19 protein-coding genes are annotated in these 21,572 nt (G+C 66.9%); 6 read left to right on the top strand and 13 right to left on the bottom strand.

Features of this window, described 5'->3' with window-relative positions; translation table 11 throughout:
* Positions 1 to 20 precede the first annotated feature (20 nt).
* A complete protein-coding gene (locus MRBLMD1_RS02035) occupies positions 21 to 449 on the top strand; it encodes a hypothetical protein (RefSeq protein ID WP_159631150.1) in 429 nt (142 codons plus the stop codon).
* 31 nt (positions 450 to 480) lie between these two features.
* On the opposite strand, the gene MRBLMD1_RS02030 is transcribed toward MRBLMD1_RS02035, so the two are convergent.
* From MRBLMD1_RS02030 to MRBLMD1_RS02015, 4 genes are all read right to left on the bottom strand, one after another.
* Positions 481 to 1,401, bottom strand: a complete 921-nt coding sequence (locus MRBLMD1_RS02030; protein ID WP_364397063.1) for a DUF559 domain-containing protein — start codon at positions 1,399 to 1,401, stop codon at positions 481 to 483.
* 464 nt (positions 1,402 to 1,865) lie between these two features.
* Positions 1,866 to 2,966: a polyprenyl synthetase family protein gene (locus tag MRBLMD1_RS02025; protein WP_159631146.1), complete on the bottom strand. Its 1,101-nt coding sequence runs from the start codon at positions 2,964 to 2,966 to the stop codon at positions 1,866 to 1,868.
* Positions 2,963 to 4,294, bottom strand: coding sequence for a geranylgeranyl reductase family protein (locus tag MRBLMD1_RS02020; protein WP_159631144.1), 1,332 nt, complete (start codon positions 4,292 to 4,294; stop codon positions 2,963 to 2,965). The genes MRBLMD1_RS02025 and MRBLMD1_RS02020 overlap by 4 nt, the downstream gene beginning before the upstream one ends.
* 3 nt (positions 4,295 to 4,297) lie before the next feature.
* Positions 4,298 to 5,074, bottom strand: coding sequence for a demethylmenaquinone methyltransferase (locus MRBLMD1_RS02015; RefSeq protein ID WP_275179967.1), 777 nt, complete (start codon positions 5,072 to 5,074; stop codon positions 4,298 to 4,300).
* A gap of 117 nt (positions 5,075 to 5,191) precedes the next feature.
* On the opposite strand from MRBLMD1_RS02015, the gene MRBLMD1_RS02010 reads away from it, so the two are divergent.
* The 4 genes from MRBLMD1_RS02010 to MRBLMD1_RS01995 all read left to right on the top strand — a co-directional run bounded on the left by MRBLMD1_RS02010 (position 5,192) and on the right by MRBLMD1_RS01995 (position 9,502).
* The gene (locus tag MRBLMD1_RS02010) at positions 5,192 to 6,592 is read left to right on the top strand and encodes an isochorismate synthase (RefSeq protein WP_364397059.1); all 1,401 of its coding nucleotides are present in this window, start codon (positions 5,192 to 5,194) and stop codon (positions 6,590 to 6,592) included.
* A gap of 188 nt (positions 6,593 to 6,780) precedes the next feature.
* Complete coding sequence (locus tag MRBLMD1_RS02005) at positions 6,781 to 7,734, top strand: ABC transporter substrate-binding protein (RefSeq protein WP_159631138.1); 954 nt, start codon at positions 6,781 to 6,783, stop codon at positions 7,732 to 7,734.
* Positions 7,735 to 7,769: 35 nt separating this feature from the next.
* Complete coding sequence (locus MRBLMD1_RS02000; protein ID WP_159631136.1) at positions 7,770 to 8,729, top strand: amino acid ABC transporter permease; 960 nt, start codon at positions 7,770 to 7,772, stop codon at positions 8,727 to 8,729.
* Positions 8,726 to 9,502 carry an amino acid ABC transporter ATP-binding protein gene (locus MRBLMD1_RS01995; protein WP_141182203.1) on the top strand — a complete coding sequence of 259 codons (777 nt, stop codon included), beginning with the start codon at positions 8,726 to 8,728 and terminating at the stop codon, positions 9,500 to 9,502. The genes MRBLMD1_RS02000 and MRBLMD1_RS01995 overlap by 4 nt, the downstream gene beginning before the upstream one ends.
* Positions 9,503 to 9,601: 99 nt before the next feature.
* Here the strand turns inward: MRBLMD1_RS01995 and menD are convergent, their stop codons facing one another.
* A complete protein-coding gene (menD, locus tag MRBLMD1_RS01990) occupies positions 9,602 to 11,353 on the bottom strand; it encodes a 2-succinyl-5-enolpyruvyl-6-hydroxy-3-cyclohexene-1-carboxylic-acid synthase (protein ID WP_201302501.1) in 1,752 nt (583 codons plus the stop codon).
* A gap of 378 nt (positions 11,354 to 11,731) precedes the next feature.
* Between menD and MRBLMD1_RS01985 the strand changes: the two genes are divergently transcribed.
* The gene (locus MRBLMD1_RS01985) at positions 11,732 to 12,820 is read left to right on the top strand and encodes a LacI family DNA-binding transcriptional regulator (RefSeq protein ID WP_364397054.1); all 1,089 of its coding nucleotides are present in this window, start codon (positions 11,732 to 11,734) and stop codon (positions 12,818 to 12,820) included.
* 41 nt (positions 12,821 to 12,861) lie between these two features.
* Here MRBLMD1_RS01985 and MRBLMD1_RS01980 read toward each other — a convergent pair whose 3' ends face one another.
* The 8 genes from MRBLMD1_RS01980 to MRBLMD1_RS01945 all read right to left on the bottom strand — a co-directional run bounded on the left by MRBLMD1_RS01980 (position 12,862) and on the right by MRBLMD1_RS01945 (position 21,549).
* A complete protein-coding gene (locus MRBLMD1_RS01980) occupies positions 12,862 to 14,256 on the bottom strand; it encodes a glycoside hydrolase family 32 protein (protein ID WP_364397052.1) in 1,395 nt (464 codons plus the stop codon).
* A 32-nt stretch (positions 14,257 to 14,288) separates the two neighbouring features.
* Positions 14,289 to 15,191 (bottom strand): carbohydrate ABC transporter permease, encoded by a 903-nt coding sequence (locus tag MRBLMD1_RS01975; RefSeq protein ID WP_159631128.1) that lies wholly within the window; start codon positions 15,189 to 15,191, stop codon positions 14,289 to 14,291.
* 8 nt (positions 15,192 to 15,199) lie between these two features.
* Entirely contained in the window at positions 15,200 to 16,201 is a 1,002-nt protein-coding gene (locus tag MRBLMD1_RS01970) for a carbohydrate ABC transporter permease (RefSeq protein WP_224026765.1), read from the bottom strand.
* Positions 16,198 to 17,619: an extracellular solute-binding protein gene (locus tag MRBLMD1_RS01965; protein ID WP_224026766.1), complete on the bottom strand. Its 1,422-nt coding sequence runs from the start codon at positions 17,617 to 17,619 to the stop codon at positions 16,198 to 16,200. The genes MRBLMD1_RS01970 and MRBLMD1_RS01965 overlap by 4 nt, the downstream gene beginning before the upstream one ends.
* A 272-nt stretch (positions 17,620 to 17,891) precedes the next feature.
* Positions 17,892 to 19,958, bottom strand: a complete 2,067-nt coding sequence (locus MRBLMD1_RS01960) for a PhoX family protein (RefSeq protein ID WP_364397047.1) — start codon at positions 19,956 to 19,958, stop codon at positions 17,892 to 17,894.
* A gap of 172 nt (positions 19,959 to 20,130) precedes the next feature.
* A complete protein-coding gene (locus MRBLMD1_RS01955) occupies positions 20,131 to 20,343 on the bottom strand; it encodes a hypothetical protein (protein WP_364397045.1) in 213 nt (70 codons plus the stop codon).
* On the bottom strand, positions 20,337 to 20,495 hold the full coding sequence (locus tag MRBLMD1_RS01950) for a hypothetical protein (RefSeq protein ID WP_364397042.1): 159 nt from the start codon (positions 20,493 to 20,495) through the stop codon (positions 20,337 to 20,339). Before MRBLMD1_RS01950 ends, MRBLMD1_RS01955 begins: the two co-directional genes overlap by 7 nt.
* Before the next feature lie 13 nt (positions 20,496 to 20,508).
* The gene (locus tag MRBLMD1_RS01945) at positions 20,509 to 21,549 is read right to left on the bottom strand and encodes an o-succinylbenzoate synthase (RefSeq protein WP_364397040.1); all 1,041 of its coding nucleotides are present in this window, start codon (positions 21,547 to 21,549) and stop codon (positions 20,509 to 20,511) included.
* Between the last annotated feature and the right edge of the window lie 23 nt (positions 21,550 to 21,572).

Raw genomic sequence — 21,572 nt, 5'->3', positions numbered from 1 at the left:
CGATTAGCTAGGATATGAGCATGACTGACATGTTCCTCGAGAAGTTCCGCGCGCTTGTTCCAAAGTATCTCGAGGACGAATGGCAGGAAGCGGATGGCCTGACGCCCGAGGAGCTGGACAAGGCCCTCGCGGAGCACCAATTCGAGATCCCCCTGGTCCTGCGCGAGTTCTACCTTGCACTGGGCGGCTGCGAGGACCTCATGGAGGCCTACCACTACTTCTGGGACCCCGAAGAGCTCGAGGTCGACGACGAAGGCTTCCTCATGTTCCTCGAAGACGAAGAGGAAGCGTTCACCTGGGGCTTCCGGGTGGGCGACCTCAGCGTCCCGGACCCCATCGTGTACCGCCGCAACAATGCCCGCGGGCAGTGGAAGTCCGAGGAAGGCACCTTCTCCGAGTTCGTCTTCGACATGTTCGAGTGGGCGTTCGAGGACGAAGAGGAAGAGTAAGGGCTCCCCGTCGGCCGTTGACGTAAATGCGTCACTTATGGACTGGACCTTGAGATGTGCCCCTGCGTTTGCAGGGGCACTCGCCGGTTAACAGCCCATAAATCACGCAAACAGGTCGCCAAGCCCGCTGTTCGTCGGCTCCGCCACACCCGCAGCACCGCCTGAACCTCCGCGACCATGGCCTCGGCCGGTAGATAACGACCTCATAGTAGTAGCGCAACACCAGGTAGCCCCCAACTATGCTCCGGTTGTTGCGCCGCTGGTCCCGCTTGATGGACTTCGGCTCGAAATGCGTTGAGCCATCCGTCTCCACCACCAGGCACTCCTCGACCAGGAAATCCACCTCTCCAACTCCGGCAATGTAGACATGCCGCCGAACCCGTACTCCGGCCCGCGCGAAATGGACATTTGCGAGTACCTCCAGCACGGAGTCCGCGCGGGGAATCACCAGGTCCAGCACCGCCCTGGCGCGCCCGTTGCGGCGTCCCTGGCAGCGCGCGTAGAGGAAATCGCGCGAGATGTCACCGGCGCCCACAGCCGACTGCACCATCACCAGCGCCTCCAGCTCCGGCAGGCAGTGCACGGCATGAACAAGCACATCGGCGAGCCCCAGCACGGGCAGCCAGGGATGCCGCGGATGCTTGGGCCGGCCGTGGTCGACGACTCCGGACGTATGGGCGGGGTGGCTCCGGCTTAAGTGCAGGCCTGTTGGGCCGTTGAGAGTCCACAGCCGGTAGATGGGGGCGGCGGACAAACACGTGAGCCGCCCGCCGGCTGCCAGAGCCCCTGCCACCCGTCCGTCGCCGGGCAGCGCATAGACACCGCGCCGGGTTCTGACCACAACGCCCAGCGCCACAGCCTGTCCCACCAGGGTCCGCGTGAAGCCGGCCCTTTGCAGTTCAAGAGAGCGGGCTGCTCCCCCGCGCCTGGCCAGGTAGTCGCAGATGTCCATCCCTCATCGTGTCCGTGCGCAGCCCGCGCACGAACCAGAGGATTCTGTCCATGTGGATAACGCCCGCCGAATCGCTGACGCAATTGCGTGATTTCTCGGCTGCGCAGGCTGCCTGTCCCGCGTACTGAAGGGGTGCGGGACCTGCGTGGCCAGCTAAAAATCACGCAATTGAGCGAGGACGCAGCCACAGCCGGCGGAGCACCCTGAAAAATCTTTGACACCACCAGTTACAGAGGACTTGCGTCTTATGACAAACCTGTCATAAGCTATTCACGGATCCGCTAAACGCCTCCGGCGGGTCTGATGCGAACGGAGAGATAGCCCCGGTTCACAGCAGCTTCGGTTGTTGAGGACCGGGGCTATCCCGTTAAGCCCGGCTGCCCCGGCCGGATCGGCACAACGAAGAAGCCCGGCACCTCCGCAGCTGGATCAACCAGAGGTCCCGGGCTCCTAACGAACAGTAATTAGCTGGCGCGGTCCACCACAGCCAGCGCGAAGTTGGACAGCGACTCCTTAACCACGCCCTCCGGCAGCGGAGCGAGGGCATCAATGGCTTCCTTGGCCCACTGCCGTGCCACCACCCAGGACTCGGCGGTGACAGGGTGCTCGCGCAGTCCGGCCACGGCGGCAGCCAGCGCCTCGTCGGAGGACAGGTCGCCGTCAATCAGCTTCAGGAGGTCGACGGCGGACTGGTCGCCATCAACGGCAGCCTTGCGCAGGAGCAGCACCGGCAGGGTGGGTACCCCTTCGCGCAGGTCGGTTCCCGGGGACTTGCCGGATTTGACCTTCACCCCGGTGACATCGATGACGTCATCGGCGAGCTGGAAGGCCACGCCCACCTTCTCGCCGTACTCCACCAGGACGTCCTCGTAGGCCTCGTCGGCGCCGGAGAAGATGGCACCGAACTGGCCGGAGGCGGCGACCAGTGAACCGGTCTTGTCGGCGATGACGGACAGGTAGTGCGCCACCGGATCCTCGTCCGGCCGCGGACCGACGGTCTCGTGCAGCTGGCCCAGGCACAGGCGTTCGAAGGTGCGCGCCTGGATGCCGAGTGCGCGGCCGCCGAGCTCGGACACCAGGATCGAGGCACGGGCAAAGATCAGGTCACCGGTCAGGACGGCGACGGAGTTGCCCCACACCTCGTGAGCCGTGGGAGCGCCGCGGCGGAAGGGCGCGGAGTCCATGACGTCGTCGTGGTACAGGGTTGCCAGGTGCGTCAGTTCCACCACGACGGCGGCCTGCACCACGGCGGGCAGGGACGCGTCACCGAGGTGGGCACACAGCAGCGTCAGCAGCGGACGGATCCGCTTGCCGCCGGCCTCCACCAGGTGGCGCGACGTTGCGTCAGCCAGGGGATCCGAGTTGGCGATGGCTTCGCGGAGCTTCTTCTCCACCTTGGCCAGGTTGTTGGTGATGGCCGGGCCCAGCTCGGCATCCCCCGCGATGGCCGCAAAGCCTGCAGGGAGTTGAAGTCCCGTGGCGATGGCGGTGGTGTTGAGGCTGGGTTCGGAGTCCGGCAGGCCGTGCCCGGCGTGCGTCCAGCTGTGGTCTGCGGAGTTGGTCACGGGTTAACCCTAACTTTTTGTTGCGGATACCGCTGGTTCGGAGCTGACGGGGTATTGGATGTGGCCGGAACCAGTGATTCCAGGACGCGGATCACCCGGTCCTCGAAGCCCTTCGCGGCGGGATCCGTGAGGTTGGCAAGGAGCCGGACCACGAACCGCATCAGCACCGGGATGGGCATGCCGGTGCGCAGTGCGAGCTTCATGACGGCAGGCTTCCCGATCAGCGCGGCGAAGGCCCGCCCAAGCGTGAAGTGCGAGCCCCACTGGTTCCGCACATAGTCCGCGTACCGCGCAAGGTGCGCATCGGCGTCATACGTTCCGCCTGAAGCAGCCGTGCGTGAGGAGGCGTCGATGATGAACTCGGCGGCGAAGCGCGCGGACTCCATGGCGTAGGAGATGCCCTCGCCGTTGAAGGGCGAGACCATGCCGCCGGCGTCGCCCAGCAGGAGCAGGCCGGGCGAGTAGTGCGGGGTGCGGTTGAAGCCCATGGGCAGGGCTGCGCCGCGGATTTCGCCCACCTGGTTCTCCGGCCTGAAGCCCCAGTCGGCGGGCATCCCGGCGGTCCATTCGCGGAGGACCTGCTTGTAATCGAGCTTGCCGAATTCCTTTGAGGAGTTCAGGATGCCCAGGCCCACGTTAGAGGTGCCGTCGCCCACGCCGAACACCCAGCCGTAGCCGGGCAGCAGCTTGCCGTCGCGGCCGGGGAGCTCCAGCCAGCCTTCCATCCAGTCGTCATCGGTGCGCGGGGAGGTGAAGTAGGTGCGGACGGCGACGCCCAGGGGGCGGTCGTCACGTTTCTGGATCCCAAGGGACACGGCGGTGCGGGTGGAGTTGCCGTCGGCAGCGAGGACGACGTCGGCGCTGAACTCGCGCGTCTCCCCCGTCTTGCGTCCGGCCCCGTCCAGGAGCGCCGCGCGGACGCCCGTGACGCGGCCGGCGTCGTCCCGCAGGGCCTCGGTGACGCTGTGCCGCTCAAGGATTGTGGCCCCGGCCGCCTCCGCATGCCGCGCCAGCTCCTCGTCGAAGCCCAGGCGCGTGCGGATCAGCCCGTACTGCGGAAAGTCGGACACCTCGGGCCAGGGCAGCTCGACGGTGCGGCCGCCGGCGATCAGGCGCAGGCCCTTGTTCCGGCGCCAGCCCTCGTTCTCCGGGTGCGGCAGGCCGAGCTTCTGGATCTCGCGGACGGCACGCGGTGTCAGCCCGTCACCGCAGACCTTCTCGCGCGGAAACTGCGTCTTTTCCAGGACTGTGACCTCGAGGCCGGCCTTGGCCAGGTAGTACGCGGCGGTGGATCCGGCCGGACCGGCGCCGACAATCAGTACCTTCACAGGTCAGCGGACAGTGTTGCGGCGCAGCTTGGCCACCGGGCCCTTGTGCGCAGCGATGGCGGCAGCAGCGCCGTCGGGCGAGGAATCGGCAGGCTTGAACGCGCGGTGCACGGCCACGATGCCGCCGGTGAGGTTGCGGTAGGTGACCTTCTCCCAGCCGCTCTCCTGCAGCCATGCGGCCAAGTGGTCCTGGTCCGGCCAGGCGCGGATGGATTCGGCGAGGTAGACGTATGCGTCCGGGTTGGACGCGACCTTGACGGCGATGGCCGGCAGGGCGCGCATCAGGTATTCGGTGTACATGGTGCGCCACAACGGAACCACCGGCTGCGAGAACTCTGCGATGACCAGGCGGCCGCCGGGCTTGGTGACGCGCAGCATCTCGGCCAGCGCCTTCTTGGGTTCGTTCACGTTCCGCAGCCCGAAGGAGATGGTGGTGGCGTCAAACGTGTTGTCGGCGAACGGCAGGTTGGTGGCGTCACCGGCAATGAAGTCGATGTCAGGGCGGCGGCGCTTGCCCACCTTGAGCATGCCCAGGGAGAAATCGCAGGCCACCACGTCTATGCCGGCGTCGGCATACGGTTCGCTGGAGGTACCGGTTCCGGCCGCGAGGTCCAGGACCCGCTGGCCCTTGGAGACTTCCATGGCATCCACCACGATCTTCCGCCAGCGGCGGGTCTGCCCCATGGAGAGGACATCGTTGACGACGTCGTATTTAGGTGCGACGTCGTCAAACATCGTGGCTACTTCGTCCGGACGCTTATCCAAGGATGCTCGGTTCACCATGACATTGTCTCAAATGTTCCTGACGGTGCTGACCAGTACGGATTCGACGTGGCCAGGGGCGGAAAGTTACTGCGAAGTACTGTGAATTACTGTCGGGGGTACTGTTGATCCATCATGACGAGCACGTTCCGCACCCTGACGGTCCCCCTGGATGGCAAAGCATTCCCCGGGGGACTGCCTTCGTTTCTGGTCCGTGACGATGTCCTCTGCTGGACCCGCCGCGAAGCCGGGCTGGCCGGTTTCGGCGAGATCGCACGCTTCACCGCCACGGGGCCGGACCGGTTCCTTGAGGCGGACATCTGGTGGCGGCACCTGGTCCTGGAGGCCGAGGTGGCGGATTCCGTGGAGTTGCCCGGCACCGGTCCCGTGGCTTTTGGTTCCTTTGCCTTCTCCAAGACGTCAGCCCACGAGTCACGGCTGATCGTGCCGGAGATCGTGGTGGGCGTGCGGGACAACCAGGCATGGCTCACCCAGCTGACGTTCGACGGCGGCCCGCTCACCGAAGAGACGGCCCTCGCCGCGCTGGACCGCTGGCTCGGCGGCGGTTCCGACGCTGCCTCCGCCACGGAAGGCACGACGCCGGCAGCGGACCCAGCCGGGGACGCGTCGGTTGGTGACGTGCCCGGCCAGGCGCGCGGCGCCGTCGTCCGCCCCCTCCCACTGGCAGCCGGCGCAACGCTGAACACCGGCTCGCTCAGCGAGGAAGCCTGGATGGAGGCCGTGGCCGCCGGTGTTGCCGAAATCCGCACGGGCGCACTGGAAAAGCTGGTGCTGGCCCGGGACGTCGTGGCAACTATTCCTTCCGGCGTACATGCCGCAGACGTGCTCCGCGAGCTCGCCGCCAGGTACCGGGAATGCTGGACCTATGGCGTGGACGGCCTGGTAGGGGCCACGCCCGAGATGCTGATCCAGGTGGAGGGTCGGACCGCCCAGGCCCGCGTGCTGGCCGGCACCCTGGACCGCCGCGATGCGCACGGCGAGGACGGCCCGCCGATGGACTACGCCACACGCGTCCTGGCCGGCTCGGAGAAGCAACGGCATGAGCATGAGATCGCCATCCAGTCGCTGACCAAGCAGCTGGCGCCGTTCTCCGAGGCGATGAATGCCCATGATGAACCCTTCATCCTGGAGCTGCCCAACGTCTGGCACCTGGCCTCCGACGTCAAGGCCGAGCTCACCGAGGTGGAAGGCCACGTGCCCACCTGCCTGGCCCTGATCAACGCGCTGCACCCCACCGCCGCGGTCTGCGGGACGCCCACACTGGTGGCCGGTGAACTGATCCGCAAGCTGGAGCACCTGGACCGCGGGCCGTACGCCGGGCCGGTGGGCTGGCTGGACGCAGCCGGCAACGGAGAGTGGGGCATTGCCCTGCGCGGCGCGGTCATCGAGTCCCCCGAAACCGTGAGGCTGTATGCCGGCTGCGGCATTGTTGACGGCTCGCAGCCGGAGGCCGAACTGGCCGAGACCTGGGCCAAGTTCCGGCCAATGCTGGAGTCCCTGGGCATCAGCAGCTGAGGTTCTTTTTGCGCCTTCCTAGGTAGGAGTCTGGGATGACAGACGACTGCTGCTCTGGAAGGCTTGATTTTGTCACCGTTACAGTTATCCAATAGTGAAACTTAGTTGCGTGTGACGTACCTCTCTTGTTGAGCGTTACACTATAAGCCGCGTTAGTACCTCATAGCCCCTGCAACAAAAGGTAAGAAATGCAGACTCCCCGTACCCTCCTGGGCACTTCCAAGCTGACCGCCGCCACTATGATCGCCATCAGCGCCCTGGCCCTCTCAGCATGCACCAACGCCTCGGAAACGGGTCCCTCGAGCGCGGCCACCTCGTCGGGCAGCGCCAGCGCCAGCTTTGATCCCACCACCGTCAAGAAGGACGACGCCCTGGCCGCCATGGTCCCGGACGCCATCAAGTCCAAGGGCACCATCACGGTCGGCTCCGACACCAGCTACGCCCCCGCCGAATTCCTCGGTACGGACGGCCAGACACCCGTCGGCTACGACGTGGACATCGCCAAGGCCATCGGCGCCACCCTGGGACTCAAGGTCCAGGTCCAGACCGCAGAGTTCACCGGCATCCTCCCGGCCCTCGGCCCCAAGTACGATCTTGGCATCTCCTCATTCACCATCAACCCGGAGCGTCTGGGTGCAGTGAACATGGTCAGCTACTTCAACGCAGGCACCGCCTGGGCCGTGAAGAAGGGCAACCCCAACAAGTTCTCCCTGGACGACGTGTGCGGCAAGTCCATCGGTGTGCAGACCGGCACCGTCCAGGAAGATCCGGACCTGGCCGACCGCAACAAGAAGTGTGTTGCTGACGGCAAGAAGCCCATCGACATCGTCACCCTGAAGAACCAGACGGATGTCACCACCCGCCTGGTGAACGGCAGCATCGACGCCATGGCTGCCGACTCCCCCATCATCGGCTACGCCCTGACCCAGACCAACGGCCAGCTGGAGAAGCTGGGCGACGTCTACGACTCCGCTCCGCAGGGCATCGCCGTGGCCAAGGCTGACACCGCCTGGGCAGAGGTCATCCAGAAGACTGTCACCAAGCTGATGGAAGACGGCTCCTACAAGAAGATCCTGGACGGCTGGGGCAACTCTGAAGGCGCCATCACCAAGTCCGAGGTCAACCCGGCGGTCAAGTCTTGAGTTTTCGCGTTACCGACGACAAGTCAGGTGTGCACATGGACGGCCAGCATAAGGACGACGCACCGGTACTGAACAAAGCCGTGCCGGTGCGGCACCCGGGCCGATGGATCAGCGCGTTCATCATCCTGGCGCTGGTCGTTCTGTTCCTGCAGAGCCTGTTTACCAACCCCAACTTCCGCTGGGATGTGGTGGGCACCTACATCCTGGACGTCAAGGTGGTCCAGGGCGTGGGCTGGACGCTTCTGCTGACGGTCACCTCCATGGTCCTGGCCATCGTCCTGGCCATCCTGCTGGCGTTCATGCGCCAGTCTGACAACCCTGTGTTCCGCTGGTCCAGCTGGGTGTGGGTGTGGTTCTTCCGTGGAACACCCGTCTACACCCAGCTGGTGCTGTGGGGCCTGATTTCGGTTCTGTACCCCAAGATCAGCGCGGGCGTGCCGTTCGGACCCGAGCTCTTCAGCCTGGACACCGCGGCAGTCATCAACGCCACCGCGGCAGCCATCCTCGGCCTCGGCCTGAACGAATCGGCCTACCTCGCGGAAATTTTCCGCGCGGGCCTGAAGTCCGTTGACCGCGGGCAGATGGAGGCGGCCGAGGCATTGGGCATGGGCAAGACGAAGATCATGTGGCGGATCATCCTGCCGCAGGCCATGCGCGTCATTGTTCCGCCCACGGGCAACGAAACCATCGGCATGCTGAAGACCACCTCGCTGGTCCTGGCCGTGCCGTTCACCTTGGACCTCACCTTCGCCACCAACGCCCTGGCCAACCGGACCTACCTCCCGGTTCCGTTGCTGATCGTGGCCGCCATTTGGTACCTGGTGATCACCAGCATCCTGATGGTGGGACAGCACTACATTGAGGCGTACTACGGCAAGGGCGTCGACAATCTCGCGCCGGCGGGCAAGCCAGTGGCCAAGTCGGCCCGCGTGGCCCTGAGCCAGGACGGCGGACGGTCAATAGAAACGGACTTCCCCGAGGAGAGTGCACGATGACCGTCACAGCAGAGAAGCCGCTGGTCAAGATCGAGGGCCTCCACAAGTACTACGGGCACCACCATGTACTCCGGGGCATCGACATGACCGTGAACCAGGGCGAAGTGTCGGTGGTGATCGGGCCGTCGGGTTCCGGCAAGTCCACCATGCTGCGCTGCGTGAACCTTCTGGAGAGCATCAGCGCCGGCCGGATCTCCGTGGGTGGCCAGCTGATCGGCTACCGCGAGGTCAACGGCAAGCTCCACGACCTCAAGACCAAGGAAATCGCCGCCCAGCGCCGCGAAATCGGCATGGTGTTCCAGCGGTTTAACCTGTTCCCTCACAAGACCGCGCTGCAGAACGTCATGGAAGCGCCGGTGCACGTGAAGGGCCAGTCCAAGGCTGCCGCCCAGAAGCGTGCGCTGGAACTGCTGGACCGCGTAGGGCTGGCGGACCGTTCCGGCCACTACCCCTCCCAGCTCTCCGGTGGCCAGCAGCAGCGCGTTGCCATCGCCCGGGCCCTGGCCATGGACCCGGAACTCATGCTGTTCGACGAGCCCACGTCCGCCCTGGACCCGGAGCTGGTGGGCGATGTCCTGAACGTGATGAAGGACCTGGCCAAGTCCGGCATGACCATGATCGTGGTGACCCACGAGATCGGCTTCGCCCGCGAAGTGGGTGACACGCTGACCTTCATGGACGGCGGTGTGGTGGTGGAGTCGGGCGATCCCCGCGAGATCATCGCCAACCCGCAGCATGCGCGCACCAAGGAGTTCCTGGGCCGCGTGCTCTGACACGGTTCCTCACTTTCGACACGCAAATGCCCTGTCGCCGCCGGTATATCGGCAGAGGCAGGGCATTTCCGTGTCACAGCGGATTGTGCGCGTCGGCAGCTACTGCCCCGACAACACAGCCTCCACGGCGGCAGAAACTGCTTCCTTGATCCGGGCGTGGAGCTCCCGCAGCGCCCCGCGGTCCGCGCGGACCTCCACGATGCTGCGCCCCTGCACAGGCCGGCCCAGCACCTCGGCGAGTCCCGCCGTCGTACTGACCAGGGAATGCCCGACGCCGTACGCCGCCGCGAGTGCCGCGATGTCCACCGAGTGCGGGGTGCCAAAGAGGCGCTCGACGGCGTCTCCGTAGCGGCCGCCTTCCTCCACTCCCCCGTGCTCGAGCAGGCTGAAGATGGCGCCGCCGGCGTCGTTCAGGACCACGATCCGCAGGTCCGGCTCTTCTTCCCCCGCGCCGAGGAGGAGCCCACCGGCGTCGTGCAGGAAGGTCACGTCGCCCAGCAGGACAGTGGTCTGCTGCCGGCCGCCCAAAGCGATGCCGGTGGCGGTGGAAATGGTGCCGTCGATGCCGGCCAGGCCCCGGTTGGCGTACACGGTGGCGGCTGGATCCGCGGCGGGAAGTCCGGCGAGGTCCACGTCGCGGATGCCGTTGGAGGAGCCGAGCAGCAGCTGGCCGCGCGAATGCTTCCAGACCAGCGAGGCCACCGAGGGGCCGGTGGCAGCGGGGTCGGCGGACACCACCTGGTCCAGTGCGTGCTGCGCGGCCGATCCGGCAAGCAGCCACGTGTCCAGCCAGCTGGAGCTGCCGCGGCCGGCGAATCCGGCGAGGTCCGCGAGGTTTTCCAGCGGCAGTTCGGTGCGGCGCCCGGGCTCGTACCAGGCGACCGGAACCGGCTGGTACAGGGCCGATTCGACGTCGGCACTGGCGAGCAGCGCGGCCACCGGACGGGACAGCGTGGGCCGGCCGAACAGCACCACGCGTTCGATCGGTTGCGCGGAACCGGCCCGGAAGTGCTCCAGCAGCAGCCGGTACGGGCCCACGGCGTTTGGACCGAAGCGGGAGTTGGAGGATGGCTCAGCGAGCAGCGGCAGGTTGTGGGCGCGGGCAAATGCTTCGGCAACCGGACCGGCGTCGTGCCCGGCGAGCACCACTGTGCGCCGCTCGGGCAGGGTGTCCGGCGCCGCCGGCAGGTTCATGACCAGGGGCTCGGATCCCACCCGGTAGCGCTGCCGCTCCACGGCGTCGGGCAGCCGGTCCCCGGGGGCCGGAACCAGCGGGTCGCGGAACGCGAGGTTGAGCTGGACCGGGCCCGGCGCAAGGTCCGGGAATGCGCCGGTGGCTGCGGAGAGTCCGGTCTGGACGGCCCGCTCTGGGTTGCTGCCGGCGGGAACATCGGCGGCGAACCGGACGTGCTCGCCAAAGAGGTCCGGCTGCACCGTGGTCTGGTTGGCCCCCGTTCCGCGCAGCTCATCGGGCCGGTCTGCTGACAGGACGATCAGCGGGACGGCGGCATGGTTGGCTTCCATCACCGCGGGCATGAGGTTTCCGACGGCGGTTCCGGACGTGGTCAGGACGGCTGCGGGCGAGCCACTGGACAGGGCCAGGCCAAGCGCGGTGAATCCTGCGGAACGCTCATCGATGCGGACCAGCAGGTCCACCCGGCCCGCGGCGGAGGCCTCGGCGAGGGCGTATGCCATTGGCGCCGACCGCGAACCCGGCGATACCACCACGTGCCGCACGCCGCCGTCGAGCAGGACGTCGACGGCGATCCTCGCCGCAGCGAGCGCACTCAGCTCAGCGTCGGGGGCGTCAGGGCTGCCCAGCCCGGGGGTGTCCGGAGTTGGTTCGTTCAACGAAGTCACCAACCCAGTTTGCCACCCTCCAACGCCCCATCACCTCCTTCCCCAATCCACCACACGCCCCATCACCTCCTTCCCCAATCCACCACACGCCCCATCACCTCCTTCCCCAATCCACCACACGCCCCATCACCTCCTTCCCCAATCCACCACACGCCCCATCACCTCCAGCCCCAATCCACCACACGCCCCATCACCTCCTGCCCTGATAGGCCCGAAAGGTGATGGGGCGTTCCCGAAAAGGGGGCTAAAGGTGATGGGGCGTTCCCGGAAAAGGGGCGGGACGTGATGGGGCGTCGGGAGAGAGCGGAAGCTCACACGAGTTAGGTAAACTGCACCCAAGCAAGAGATCCCAGCATCCGAAGGACGACCATGAAGCGCAAGGCCACCGCCCTCGACGTCGCCAAGCTGGCGGGCGTTTCGCGCAGTGCCGTGTCGCTCGTGCTGAACGGACGCGGCGACGGAAACGTGGCCCTGGAAAGCCAGCAGCGGATCCGGGAAGCGGCGGCAGCGCTCAACTACTCCCCCAACAAGATCGCCCTGAGCCTGCGCAACCAGCAGTCGCGCATCATCGGAATCGTGTCCGACCAGGTGGTCACCAGCCCCTTCGACGGCAACATTATTGCCGGCGCGGATGCGGTGGCCCGGGAACACGGATTCGTGACCGTGGTGATGGACACCGAGCTGGACGAGTCCCGCGACGAGAGCGCCGTGGAAACCCTGCTGGACCGCCAGGTGGACGGCCTGATGTACGTGACCGTGGGCCTGCGGCCGCTTCATGTGCCCGCAAACATGGCCCGCGTCCCGTCGATCCTTGCCAACTGCTTCGATGACCGGCCGGAGGCAGGGCTTCCGGCCGTGATTCCTGACGAAGTGCGCGGCGGCCGGGAAGCGGCGGAGCACGTAATGTCGCTGGGCCACCGGGACATCGCGTTCCTCGCCGGCGACTCCCTGACACCCGCGGCGCCCCGCCGGATCGAGGGCTACCGTGCGGCCTTCAGCGGCGCGGGGATGCCCGTCAACGAGGACCGCGTCATCCAGGTGGGCTGGGACATCGACGCCGGCTTCCACGGGGCCATGAAACTCCTCGAAGGCGTGGAACCGGCCGCCCGGCCCACCGCCATCCTGTGCGCCAACGACCGCCTGGCTATCGGTGTGGTGCTGGCCTGCTACCGGCTGGGCCTGAGCGTCCCGCAGGACGTGTCCGTCATGGGGTACGACGACGAGTTCCGCATCGCGAAGGCCATGGTCCCGGCGCTGAGCACCATGGCCCTGCCGCTCCGGGAGATGGGGGCCGCCGCCATGGCGTCGCTGCTCGCCGAGGTGGGGTCTGCACCGGAGGGAACGTCCGACGACGACGGCCCGGCTGCCGCCGCCGTCTCCGGCACCGCAGGGGAAACGATGGTTCCTTGCCGGTTGGTGGTCAGGGAATCCACCGGCCCGGTCCCGGCCGGACGCTGACCACGCCGCGGCCGGGACCCGCCGGGCCGGTTTGGAGGGGGCTACGCGGGCCTGGCCAGGCTCCAGACGTCCGCCGTTGCCCCTGCGGGAAGGCTCAGTTGCCACTCCTCCCCCACAGCCGGGTAAGCACGCAGCGTGGTTGCCACCGACCCGGAACGGTACACCTCAACCAGGGAGGCATCCACGAACATTCGCAGCTCCTCCCCCGCGTCGACGCTGCCGCTGAAGACCACCTGCCGGCTTCCGTTCCCCACCAGGAGCAGCTCCACAGCACCGCCCATTCCTGCGGTGACCACAGCCTCGGCGAAGGCAGGCAACCGCACCGTCCCGGATGCCTGGCCGGCGAGCAGCTCTCCGCGATAGGCATCAATTTCCGGGGCTGGGCGCACTGCCAGGGCGCCGTCCACAATCGACAGCTCGCGCGGGAAGGTCAGGACTCCGGCCCACCCGGCGGCGTCGATCTCTTCCTGGCTGCGGCCGCGGCGCCCGTCCCGCCCCGGGCCTTCGTTGGCCCATCCCCACAGCAGGGCCCGGTTTTCCAGGGACACCACCTGCGGAGCGTAGAAGTCGCGGCCCAGGTCGGACTTTCCGCCGGTCCGCGGCGTGAAGACGGGCAGCCCGGTGGCGGGGTCCTCGGCCAGCGATCCGATCAGGTGGCCCACCCCGTTGGCGTGTTCGTGTGAGTCGCCGGCGAGCCAGAGGGAGAACATCATCAGCCAGGTGCCCCCGCCCGGGGCATCGTTGTCTGGCACCTGCACCAGCTGCGGGCACTCCCAGATCTCGGCCGGCGTGAACGTAGCGGCAACCGGGTTCTCCGAGGTCAGCCAGATGCCCTGGTACTTCCAGTCGGACAAATCGTCCACGGTGTAGAGCAGCAGGGCGGCGTGCCCGTTGGCCAGTCCGGCGCCCTGCATGGCGTACCGCTTGCCGTTGAAGCGGAAAATGAACGGGTCCCGCACGGCGGTGACCTGTCCGTCGGCGGGCATGGTGGCGGCCACGTGGCCTGCCTGCTCCCAGTGGATAAGGTCCTCCGAGCCGCGGGCGATGACCACCTGTGAGTGGCCCCCGTCGCCGCGGACGCCGGAGTACGCAGCGGTGGAAACACCGTCGTCGTCCGTGACCACCCCGGTCCAGCAGCCGTACTCGTCGGGGCCGCCGTCCTGCGGGCGAAGCGCCACGGGGTGCTCCTCCCAGCGGACCAGGTCCGCCGAGCTCACATGTCCCCAGGCGATCCGGTGGTGCCGGGCCGAGTCCGGGTTGTACTGGAAGAAGACGTGGTACCGGCCATTGACGAAGCTGATGCCGTTGGGGTCGTTGATCCAGCCCTGACCGGGGCGCGGGTGGAAGCGGGGGAAGGCGGGGTCGGGGTGGGCGGCGGCAACGTCGTCGAAGGTGACGGTGCCGGGGTGGACGGCGGCGAGGTCCGGGGAGGTCATGGAACGGCCTTTCGGGCTGGAGGGAAGGAGGTTTACTTGCCGGTTCCGGCCGTGAGGCCGTCCTGCAGGGCGCGTTGGCCGAAGATGAAGACCACCAGCGCGGGGATCATGGACAGGACTACGCCCGCCAGGACCACCGAGATGCTGCCGGTGCCCAGGTTTCCCTGGAGCGACACGAGACCCAAGGGAAGCGTGAAGTTCTGTTCGGAAATGGTGAGGATGAGCGGGCGGAAGAACTCGTTCCAGTGGAAGTTGAACGCGAGGATTCCCACGATCGCCATGCCGGGCATCGCCAGCGGCGCGTACACGGAACGGAATGTCCGCCACGGGCTGGCGCCGTCGATCGAGGCGGCTTCGGCGAGTTCGGCCGGCAGCCCCATGAAGTACTGGCGCATCAGGAACGTGCCGAATGCCGTCGGGATGGCCGGCAGGATCAGGGCGAGCAGGGTGTCGGACAGGCCCATGCCGCGGATCAGCATGAAGACGGGGACGATCGTCACCTGCACGGGTACCATCATCGTGGCCAGCACGATCGAGAACAGCGCCCCGCGTCCGCGGAATTTCAGGTGCGCGAACGCGTAGCCGGCCAAGGCGGCGGAGACCATCTGGCCCACCGCGATTATTCCGGTGACCAGGGCGCTGTTGAGGACCAGCAGGAAGATATTCAGCTGCTTGAATACCTCCCCGTACGAGGTGAAGTCCGGGTTCCAGGGTATGAACGACGGCGGCAGCTTGAACGATTCCGACGGCGACCGCAGCGACGTGGACAGCGTCCAGAGCACCGGACCGAGCGTGAGGGCGGCCGCGAGCAGCAGCAGGAGGGTCCGGACGGCGAAGCTCCAGTTGAACTTCTTCCGGTTGGGCGTGGTGACGGGGAGGCCTTGGGAGAGCCGGGGTGAATGTCCGGCCAGGCCGTGGTCAGTTGTGGTTGTCATGGCTGGCCTTACTGGTAGAAGACGAATCGTTTGCTGAGCCGGAACTGTGCGGCCGTGATGGCCATGATGATCAGCGTGAGCAGCACGCCGATCGCGGACGCCTGGCCGAATTCGAGCCGCTGGAACGCCGATTCGAAAATCACCATGACGGCGGTGCGGGTGGAGTCGCCGGGACCGCCGCGGGTCAGGACGTAGGGCTGGTCGAAGACCTGCAGGGCGCTGATGATGGCCATGACGGAGGCGACGAGGGTGGTGGGGCTCAGCAGCGGCAGCGTCACGTGGAGGTGCTTGCGCCAGCCGGTGGCGCCGTCGATCGCGGCAGCCTCATATGTCTCGACCGGTATGGAGGCCAGGCCGCCGATGAACAGGAGGAAGGAGAAGCCGAAGTTCTGCCAGACGTACACCAGGATCACGACGGCGGCCGATCCGCCCGGTGTGGTCAGCCAGGGTACGGCGGGGATGCCCACCAGGGACAGGAACCAGTTGACTACGCCGAACTGTTCATTGAAGAGGTACCGCATGAAGATGGACACCGAGGCGGCGGACAGGATCAGCGGGAAGAAGAACGCGGACCGGAAGAACACCCGCAGCCACGCCGGCATCTTCTCCTGCACCATGACCGCCAGTGCCAATGCCAGTCCCAGCTGGAGTGCCACGGCCACCACCACGAATACGAGGGTGTTCAGGAAGGACACCCTCACGGTGGGGTCCTGGACCACCTCCGAGAAGTTGTCGAAGCCCACAAAGCTGGGGGCCGAGATGATGTCCCAGCGGAAGAAGGCCAAGACAACCGAGGCCACGATGGGGACCAGGGTGAACAGGCCCATGCCCAGGATGGTGGGTGCCAGGAAGATCCAGGCCAGCCAGCGCTGGTTATGCCTGGCTCCGCTGCGGCCTCCGGCGTTGTAGGCACCGCTGGTGCCGCCGACGCCGCTGGTGCGGGCCGTCGTCGTACTTGCCCGGCCGGCCGCCCGCTCGGGCCGTTCCCGGGGCGGGGTGGTGGTGCTCATGACTGCCTCCTCAGGGCAAGTTCAAGGTCGCGCTGCATGGATGCGAGGGCCTGCTTGAGCTGCTGCTCGTCCCCGCTGACGGCAAGGGATACGTTCTTCATCAGGGCCGTTTCGACGGCGGCCTGCTGGGGTGGTGCCGGGATGGGGCCTGTGGTGGGGAACCGGTCCAGGGTGTCGTAGAAGACCTTCCAGTGGGCGGGGCCCTTGCCGGCGTACAGCTGTTCGTTGACCATGGAGCGGCGCGCCGGCGTGGTGATCGGGTTGGGGAAGATCAGTTCCATTGCCTCGCGGCTGGAGCTGAACTTGATCCATTCCCAGGCGGCGTCCTTGTCCTTGGCGGTCTTCATGATCGCGTAGCCGGCGGTGCCAAACTGGTGGCGCTGGGTCTTCCAGCGCGGGAAGAACTGGACGTCGAAGTCGTTGGCGCCCATGCCGGCCTCGTGCAGCCCCTGCACCCAGTAGCCGCCGGCGGGAGTGGTTCCAATGCGGTTGGAGGCGAACAGGCCCACCAGGGAACTGCCGCCGCCTTCTTCCGGCCGGACGCCCAGTCCGTCCTTAACCAGGCCCCGGAGGTAGTCGAAGGACTCGAACACGCGGTCGTCGTTGGCGTTCGGTTCCAGCCACTGGTAACCGCCGGAGCGGAGGCTGCGGGAGGGGTCGTTGGCGTAGAAGCCGTCCCAGAGCCAGTCGCCGCCCGCGGACCTGGTCTCCTTGAGGAAGCTGGTGTCGTTGGCGTAGAGCCACGGCACCACGCCGCCGAAGAGCCTGTTGGTCCAGTAGTAGGGCGTGAAGTCAGAGGTCCGGGCCTTGCGCATCGCGGCGAGGCTGTTGCGGAAATCGATGTGGGTCCAGTCGTCCGCTGGCCGGTCCAGGCCTGCCTGCGCAAACGCGGCGGTATTGTAGTACATGTTGGCCGCGTTCCAGTCCATGGGGAGCTGGTAGAGGCTGCCCTTGTACATGAAGGCTTCCACCAGGCTGGGGTGGACATCATCGAAGAATTCGCGCATGTCCGCGGCGTCGCGGCGGATGTATTCGTCCAGCGGGTGGGCCAGCTTTTCGGCGAACAGCTGGGCGCCCTCGGTGGCTACGTACACCACGTCCGGCGGCGTGCCCGCGGCCACCATGGTGAGGATCTTGGTGAAGAAGTCTTTCCAGTCCACGGCCTGGATGGCCTGGACCTTGACCCGGATGTCCGGGTGGAGGCGGGTGAATGCGTCGATGGCGCGCTGGCGGGCGGCGGCGTCCGCGGCGGTGCCCATGATGGCGATGCTGAGGCTGTTGTCTCCGCGGCCCGGAATGTCCGTTCCGGAGAGCCGCGGCCACGACGCCACGGTTGCTCCGATGATTCCCGCGCCGAGGGCACCAAGGGCAGTACGGCGGGTGATGTCCCGCAGGTGCCCGTTTATGGCTCCGGTCATGTCATTTCCTTCCTAACACGTGTTAGGAACTGTAGATGACGGACCTAACACGTGTCAAGCATCACATGGAGCGCTTCCCCGGCAGCTGGGTAAGGCGGGCGTTTAACCCCGGAACGCCCGCCCACCGTTCCGCCGGAAGGGGCAGAAAGTGAGCGGGCGTTGATGGAAAAGCGGCCAAAAGTGATGGCGCGTCCCCGGAAAGCCGGCCAAAAGTGATGGCGCGTCCCCGGAAAAGCGGCCAAAAGTGATGGCGCGTCCAGGATGGGCGGGGGTTAGCCGCGGAACACCTGGACCACTGAGGGACGGGGCGCGCGCACCTGGCCGGGTGCCGGCGTCGTGCCTGCCGGGACGTAGTCCGGGAAGAACGAGTGCGGCGCCTCGAAGGTGCCCTCCTCGCCCGGGTGCTGCACGGAGACGAACACGGTGCGCTCGTCATCGTGGATGACCGGGCCGCAGGTTTCGGCGTCGCGGGGAACGGAAAGGAACTGCTCCACCTTGCCGCGCTCGGCGCCGTCCAAGGTGACCTTGAAGAGGCCGTCGTTGTAGCCGATGCCGGAGGGGGCGCCGTCGGTGGAGATCCAGAGGTTGCCCACGGAGTCGAACGCCACGTTGTCCGGGCAGGAGATGGGCGAGACCTTGTCCGCCGGGTAGCCGGAGAAGTAGGTGACATCGCCCTGCGCCGGATCGCCGCAGACCATCAGGAGGGTCCAGTTGAACTTCGTGGAGGTCTGGTCGCCGGTTTCGGTGATTTCCACGATGTGGCCGTCGCGGTTTTGCGTGCGCGGGTTGACCTCCGTGGCGCCTTCCTTGGTGCCGGTGCCGCGGTCGGAGTTGTTGGTGCAGACCACGTAGACCTTGCCGGTGTGCAGGCTGGGCTGGACGTCCTCGCAGCGGTCCATCTTGGTGGGGCCCACTTTGTCCGCGGCCAGGCGGGTATACACCAGGACCTCTTCGACGGACATGCCGGGGACTGCCGACTTTCCACCGACCACCAGGGGCAGCCATTCGCCGGTCCCGTCAAACGCGCCGTCGGACGGAAGCGCCCCGGTCCCGGTGATCTCCGCGGCGGGCGAGTTGCCGGTGAACTTGGCAACGTAGAGGTCGCCCTCGGAGAGCAGGTTCATGTTGTTCCTGCGGTCGCCTTCCACGTACTTGTCCTTGGAGACGAACTTGTAGAGGTAGTCGAACTTCTCGTCGTCGCCCATGTAGGCCACCACGTGGCCGGATTCCGCCACGATCACGTTGGCGCCCTCGTGCTTGAAGCGGCCCATGGCGGAGCGCTTCTTGGGGGTGGAGGTGGGATCGAACGGGTCGACTTCGACGATCCAGCCAAAGCGGTTGGCCTCGTTCTCGTAGCCGGCATTGCGGGTGTCGAAGCGGGGGTCATCGAGTTCCCACTTGCGTGCCGTGGGCTTGGCGGTGAGGCCGTAGCGCTTGTCGCTGGCTGAGGTGCCGCCGGCGACGAAGTAGCCGTTGAAGTTTTCCTCGCCGGAGAGGATGGTGCCCCAGGGGGTGGTGCCGCCGGAGCAGTTGCCGAACGTGCCCTTGATGGCGCGGCCGGACGGGTCGGCCACGGTCTTCACCAGCGCCGAGCCGGCAACCGGGCCGGTCAGTTCGTAGGTGGTGTTAGAAAGGTAGCGGCGGTTCAGCGGCGCGCCCTTCACGTAGTTCCACGGCTTGGTGGTGTTCTTGCGCTCCAGCTCCACCACGGCCAGGCCGTGTGCGGCGCGGCCGATGGCACGGGTTTCCACAGGGTCGTAGCCGGCCGGCACCATGATGTTTTCGTTGGTGTACTCGTGGTTGGTGAACAGCACCGCGCGGCGGCCCTTGCTGCCCGGGATTTCCACGATGTCCGTGTAGTCGTTGTTGTAGCCGAACTGGCGGGCCTGGGCTGCTGCCGTCTGGTTGTTCAGGTCGAACTCGGGGGAATCGCTGAACAGCGGGTCGCCCCAGCGGATGATCGGCTGCCAGGTGAAGCCCTCCGGCACGGTGAAGGCGTCGACGGCCTTGTCGACCGGCTTGATGGCCGTGAACTGAAGCTTGGAGTTGCCGAAGCCTTCCTTGGCGGCCTTGGACAGGCCCGCGGCGGAGGCAGGTTCGGCGGAGCTCACGGCTGAACCGAGGGCGACGGCGAGCGCACCGGCGGCGCCAAGGCCCAGGGCGGCGCGGCGGGACAGGGTCGCGGAGGCGATGTCGCGGAAGTAGCTGTTGGAGCTGGTGTTGCAGACGTCGCCGGCGCAGGCGTTGTCGCACTTGAGCGCACAGGTGACGGGGCTGCGCTTGCCCTTGGTATGGCCAAGCATGGGCAGCAGGGTGAACTTGCGGGCGGTTTCAGACATGGGGAACCTTCCAAGGAATCTCTCTGGGGTGCCCGATCACCCTTCCAGCCGCTTCCTACAGGAACCCATCCAGTTGATGAAGTTAGGGTTAACCACCCGTGACCTGCAGGAACGTTGCCAAATCCCTCATCGACTGCTGCGTAATTGTCGTTGTGGAGCCCCACAACGACAATTACGCAGCAATCGATGGTTTAGGCGGGAAGAAGGCGCGGGCCGGCAGCAGGAGCCCGGTCAGCGAAAGGGCGATGAAGACCATCTGGTGGATGTGGTCGTCGCCCGGAGGGAGGTTCCCTATGAGATGCGCCGCCCAGAAGAACGGGTAGAACCAGAGCGCGTACCAGGCCCATCGTTCACGCCGCCGGTAGGGCACCAGCACGATCAGCACACCGAAAAGGCCCAGTCCCGCCGAAGCCAGCCCGTCCGCCCGGTACAGGCCGGCGGAAACAGGGCAACCACCACACCGAACACCAGGATGCCGGCGCTGACGGCAGCAAGGCAGAGCCAGCCCACCCGCATTGTCAGCTTCTCCCCGCGCACGGCGACACCCTACCTACTCGGCAATCGACGGGGTGAGGAGGGCGTGGACGCGGCGGAGCCGGTCCAGCCACCAGTCCCGCCGCTCAGCGGGAGCCGCTAACCGCTCCAGCAGCCCGGCGTCGGCGGCCACGTCGCGGAGGCGGATGGCGCCGTCGTCGGCCACCAAGGGGTCCAGCGTGATATCCGATTCGAACAGCGACACCGTGCCCAGGCCGCAGGCGTACGGCAAGTCCGGCAGGGCGGCGGCCAGCGCCAGCCCGGCGCGGATGCCCACGGACGTGTCCAAAGCTGAACTGACGACGGCGGGAAGTCCGGCCTGTGCCACGATGTCCAGGGCGCGCCGCACTCCCCCAAGCGGTGCCACCTTGACCACGATCAGGTCCGCCGCGCCCGCCCGGGCCACGCGGAGGGGGTCGGTCTCCCTGCGGACACTCTCGTCCGCGGCGATCAGCACGGGAGTTCCGGCGTCACGGAGCCGGGTCCGGACCTCGGCCAGGCCTTCGATGGACGGCACCGGCTGCTCTGCGTACTCAAGCCCCACCGGCGCCAGCCGCGTCAGTGCCTCCACGGCGCCCGGAACATCCCACCCGCCGTTGGCATCCACGCGGACGGCAGCATCCGGCAAAGCGGCGCGGACGGCGTGAAGCCGTGCAACGTCGTCGTCCAGTGACTGCCCCTTCTCGGCCACCTTGACCTTGACGGCGTCCACCCGGCCGAACCGCGCCAGCACGTCCGCAACCCGGTGGGCGGCGACGGCCGGGACCGTGGCATTGACCGGAACCGACGTCCGCAGCGGGGCCGGGAAACCCTGCCACCCCGCCTCGATGGCGGCAGCCAGCCAGCGGGAGGCTTCGGCGTCGCCGTACTCCGGGAACGGGCAGAACTCGCCCCAGCCCGCGGGACCCTGGAGCAGGAGGGATTCGCGCTGCATGATCCCGCGGAACTTCACCCGCATGGGCAGGCTGACCACGCGGGCTCCCGCCAGCAGTTCCGCCAGCGGGGGAACTGCTTGGGGCGGGTTGGCAGGAGCGGGCGGGAGACCGGGGTTGGGCATGCCGTTTACTGTACGCGGCAGGC

The organism is Pseudarthrobacter sp. LMD1-1-1.1, assembly GCF_040676255.1.
Taxonomy (GTDB): Bacteria; Actinomycetota; Actinomycetes; order Actinomycetales; family Micrococcaceae; genus Arthrobacter.
Note: the sequence above shows the minus strand (reverse complement) of the source record. Positions and strands in the feature narration are given on the sequence as shown.

Excerpts from the sequence above, each read along its gene's own strand:
- MRBLMD1_RS02035 (WP_159631150.1), top strand. The coding sequence starts at position 21 with ATGACTGACATGTTCCTCGAGAAGTTCCGCGCGCTTGTTCCAAAGTAT.
- MRBLMD1_RS02030 (WP_364397063.1), bottom strand. The coding sequence starts at position 1,401 with ATGGACATCTGCGACTACCTGGCCAGGCGCGGGGGAGCAGCCCGCTCT.
- MRBLMD1_RS02010 (WP_364397059.1), top strand. The coding sequence starts at position 5,192 with ATGACGAGCACGTTCCGCACCCTGACGGTCCCCCTGGATGGCAAAGCA.
- MRBLMD1_RS02005 (WP_159631138.1), top strand. The coding sequence starts at position 6,781 with ATGCAGACTCCCCGTACCCTCCTGGGCACTTCCAAGCTGACCGCCGCC.
- MRBLMD1_RS02000 (WP_159631136.1), top strand. The coding sequence starts at position 7,770 with ATGGACGGCCAGCATAAGGACGACGCACCGGTACTGAACAAAGCCGTG.
- MRBLMD1_RS01995 (WP_141182203.1), top strand. The coding sequence starts at position 8,726 with ATGACCGTCACAGCAGAGAAGCCGCTGGTCAAGATCGAGGGCCTCCAC.
- MRBLMD1_RS01985 (WP_364397054.1), top strand. The coding sequence starts at position 11,732 with ATGAAGCGCAAGGCCACCGCCCTCGACGTCGCCAAGCTGGCGGGCGTT.
- MRBLMD1_RS01980 (WP_364397052.1), bottom strand. The coding sequence starts at position 14,256 with ATGACCTCCCCGGACCTCGCCGCCGTCCACCCCGGCACCGTCACCTTC.
- MRBLMD1_RS01975 (WP_159631128.1), bottom strand. The coding sequence starts at position 15,191 with ATGACAACCACAACTGACCACGGCCTGGCCGGACATTCACCCCGGCTC.
- MRBLMD1_RS01970 (WP_224026765.1), bottom strand. The coding sequence starts at position 16,201 with ATGAGCACCACCACCCCGCCCCGGGAACGGCCCGAGCGGGCGGCCGGC.
- MRBLMD1_RS01965 (WP_224026766.1), bottom strand. The coding sequence starts at position 17,619 with ATGACCGGAGCCATAAACGGGCACCTGCGGGACATCACCCGCCGTACT.
- MRBLMD1_RS01960 (WP_364397047.1), bottom strand. The coding sequence starts at position 19,958 with ATGTCTGAAACCGCCCGCAAGTTCACCCTGCTGCCCATGCTTGGCCAT.
- MRBLMD1_RS01945 (WP_364397040.1), bottom strand. The coding sequence starts at position 21,549 with ATGCCCAACCCCGGTCTCCCGCCCGCTCCTGCCAACCCGCCCCAAGCA.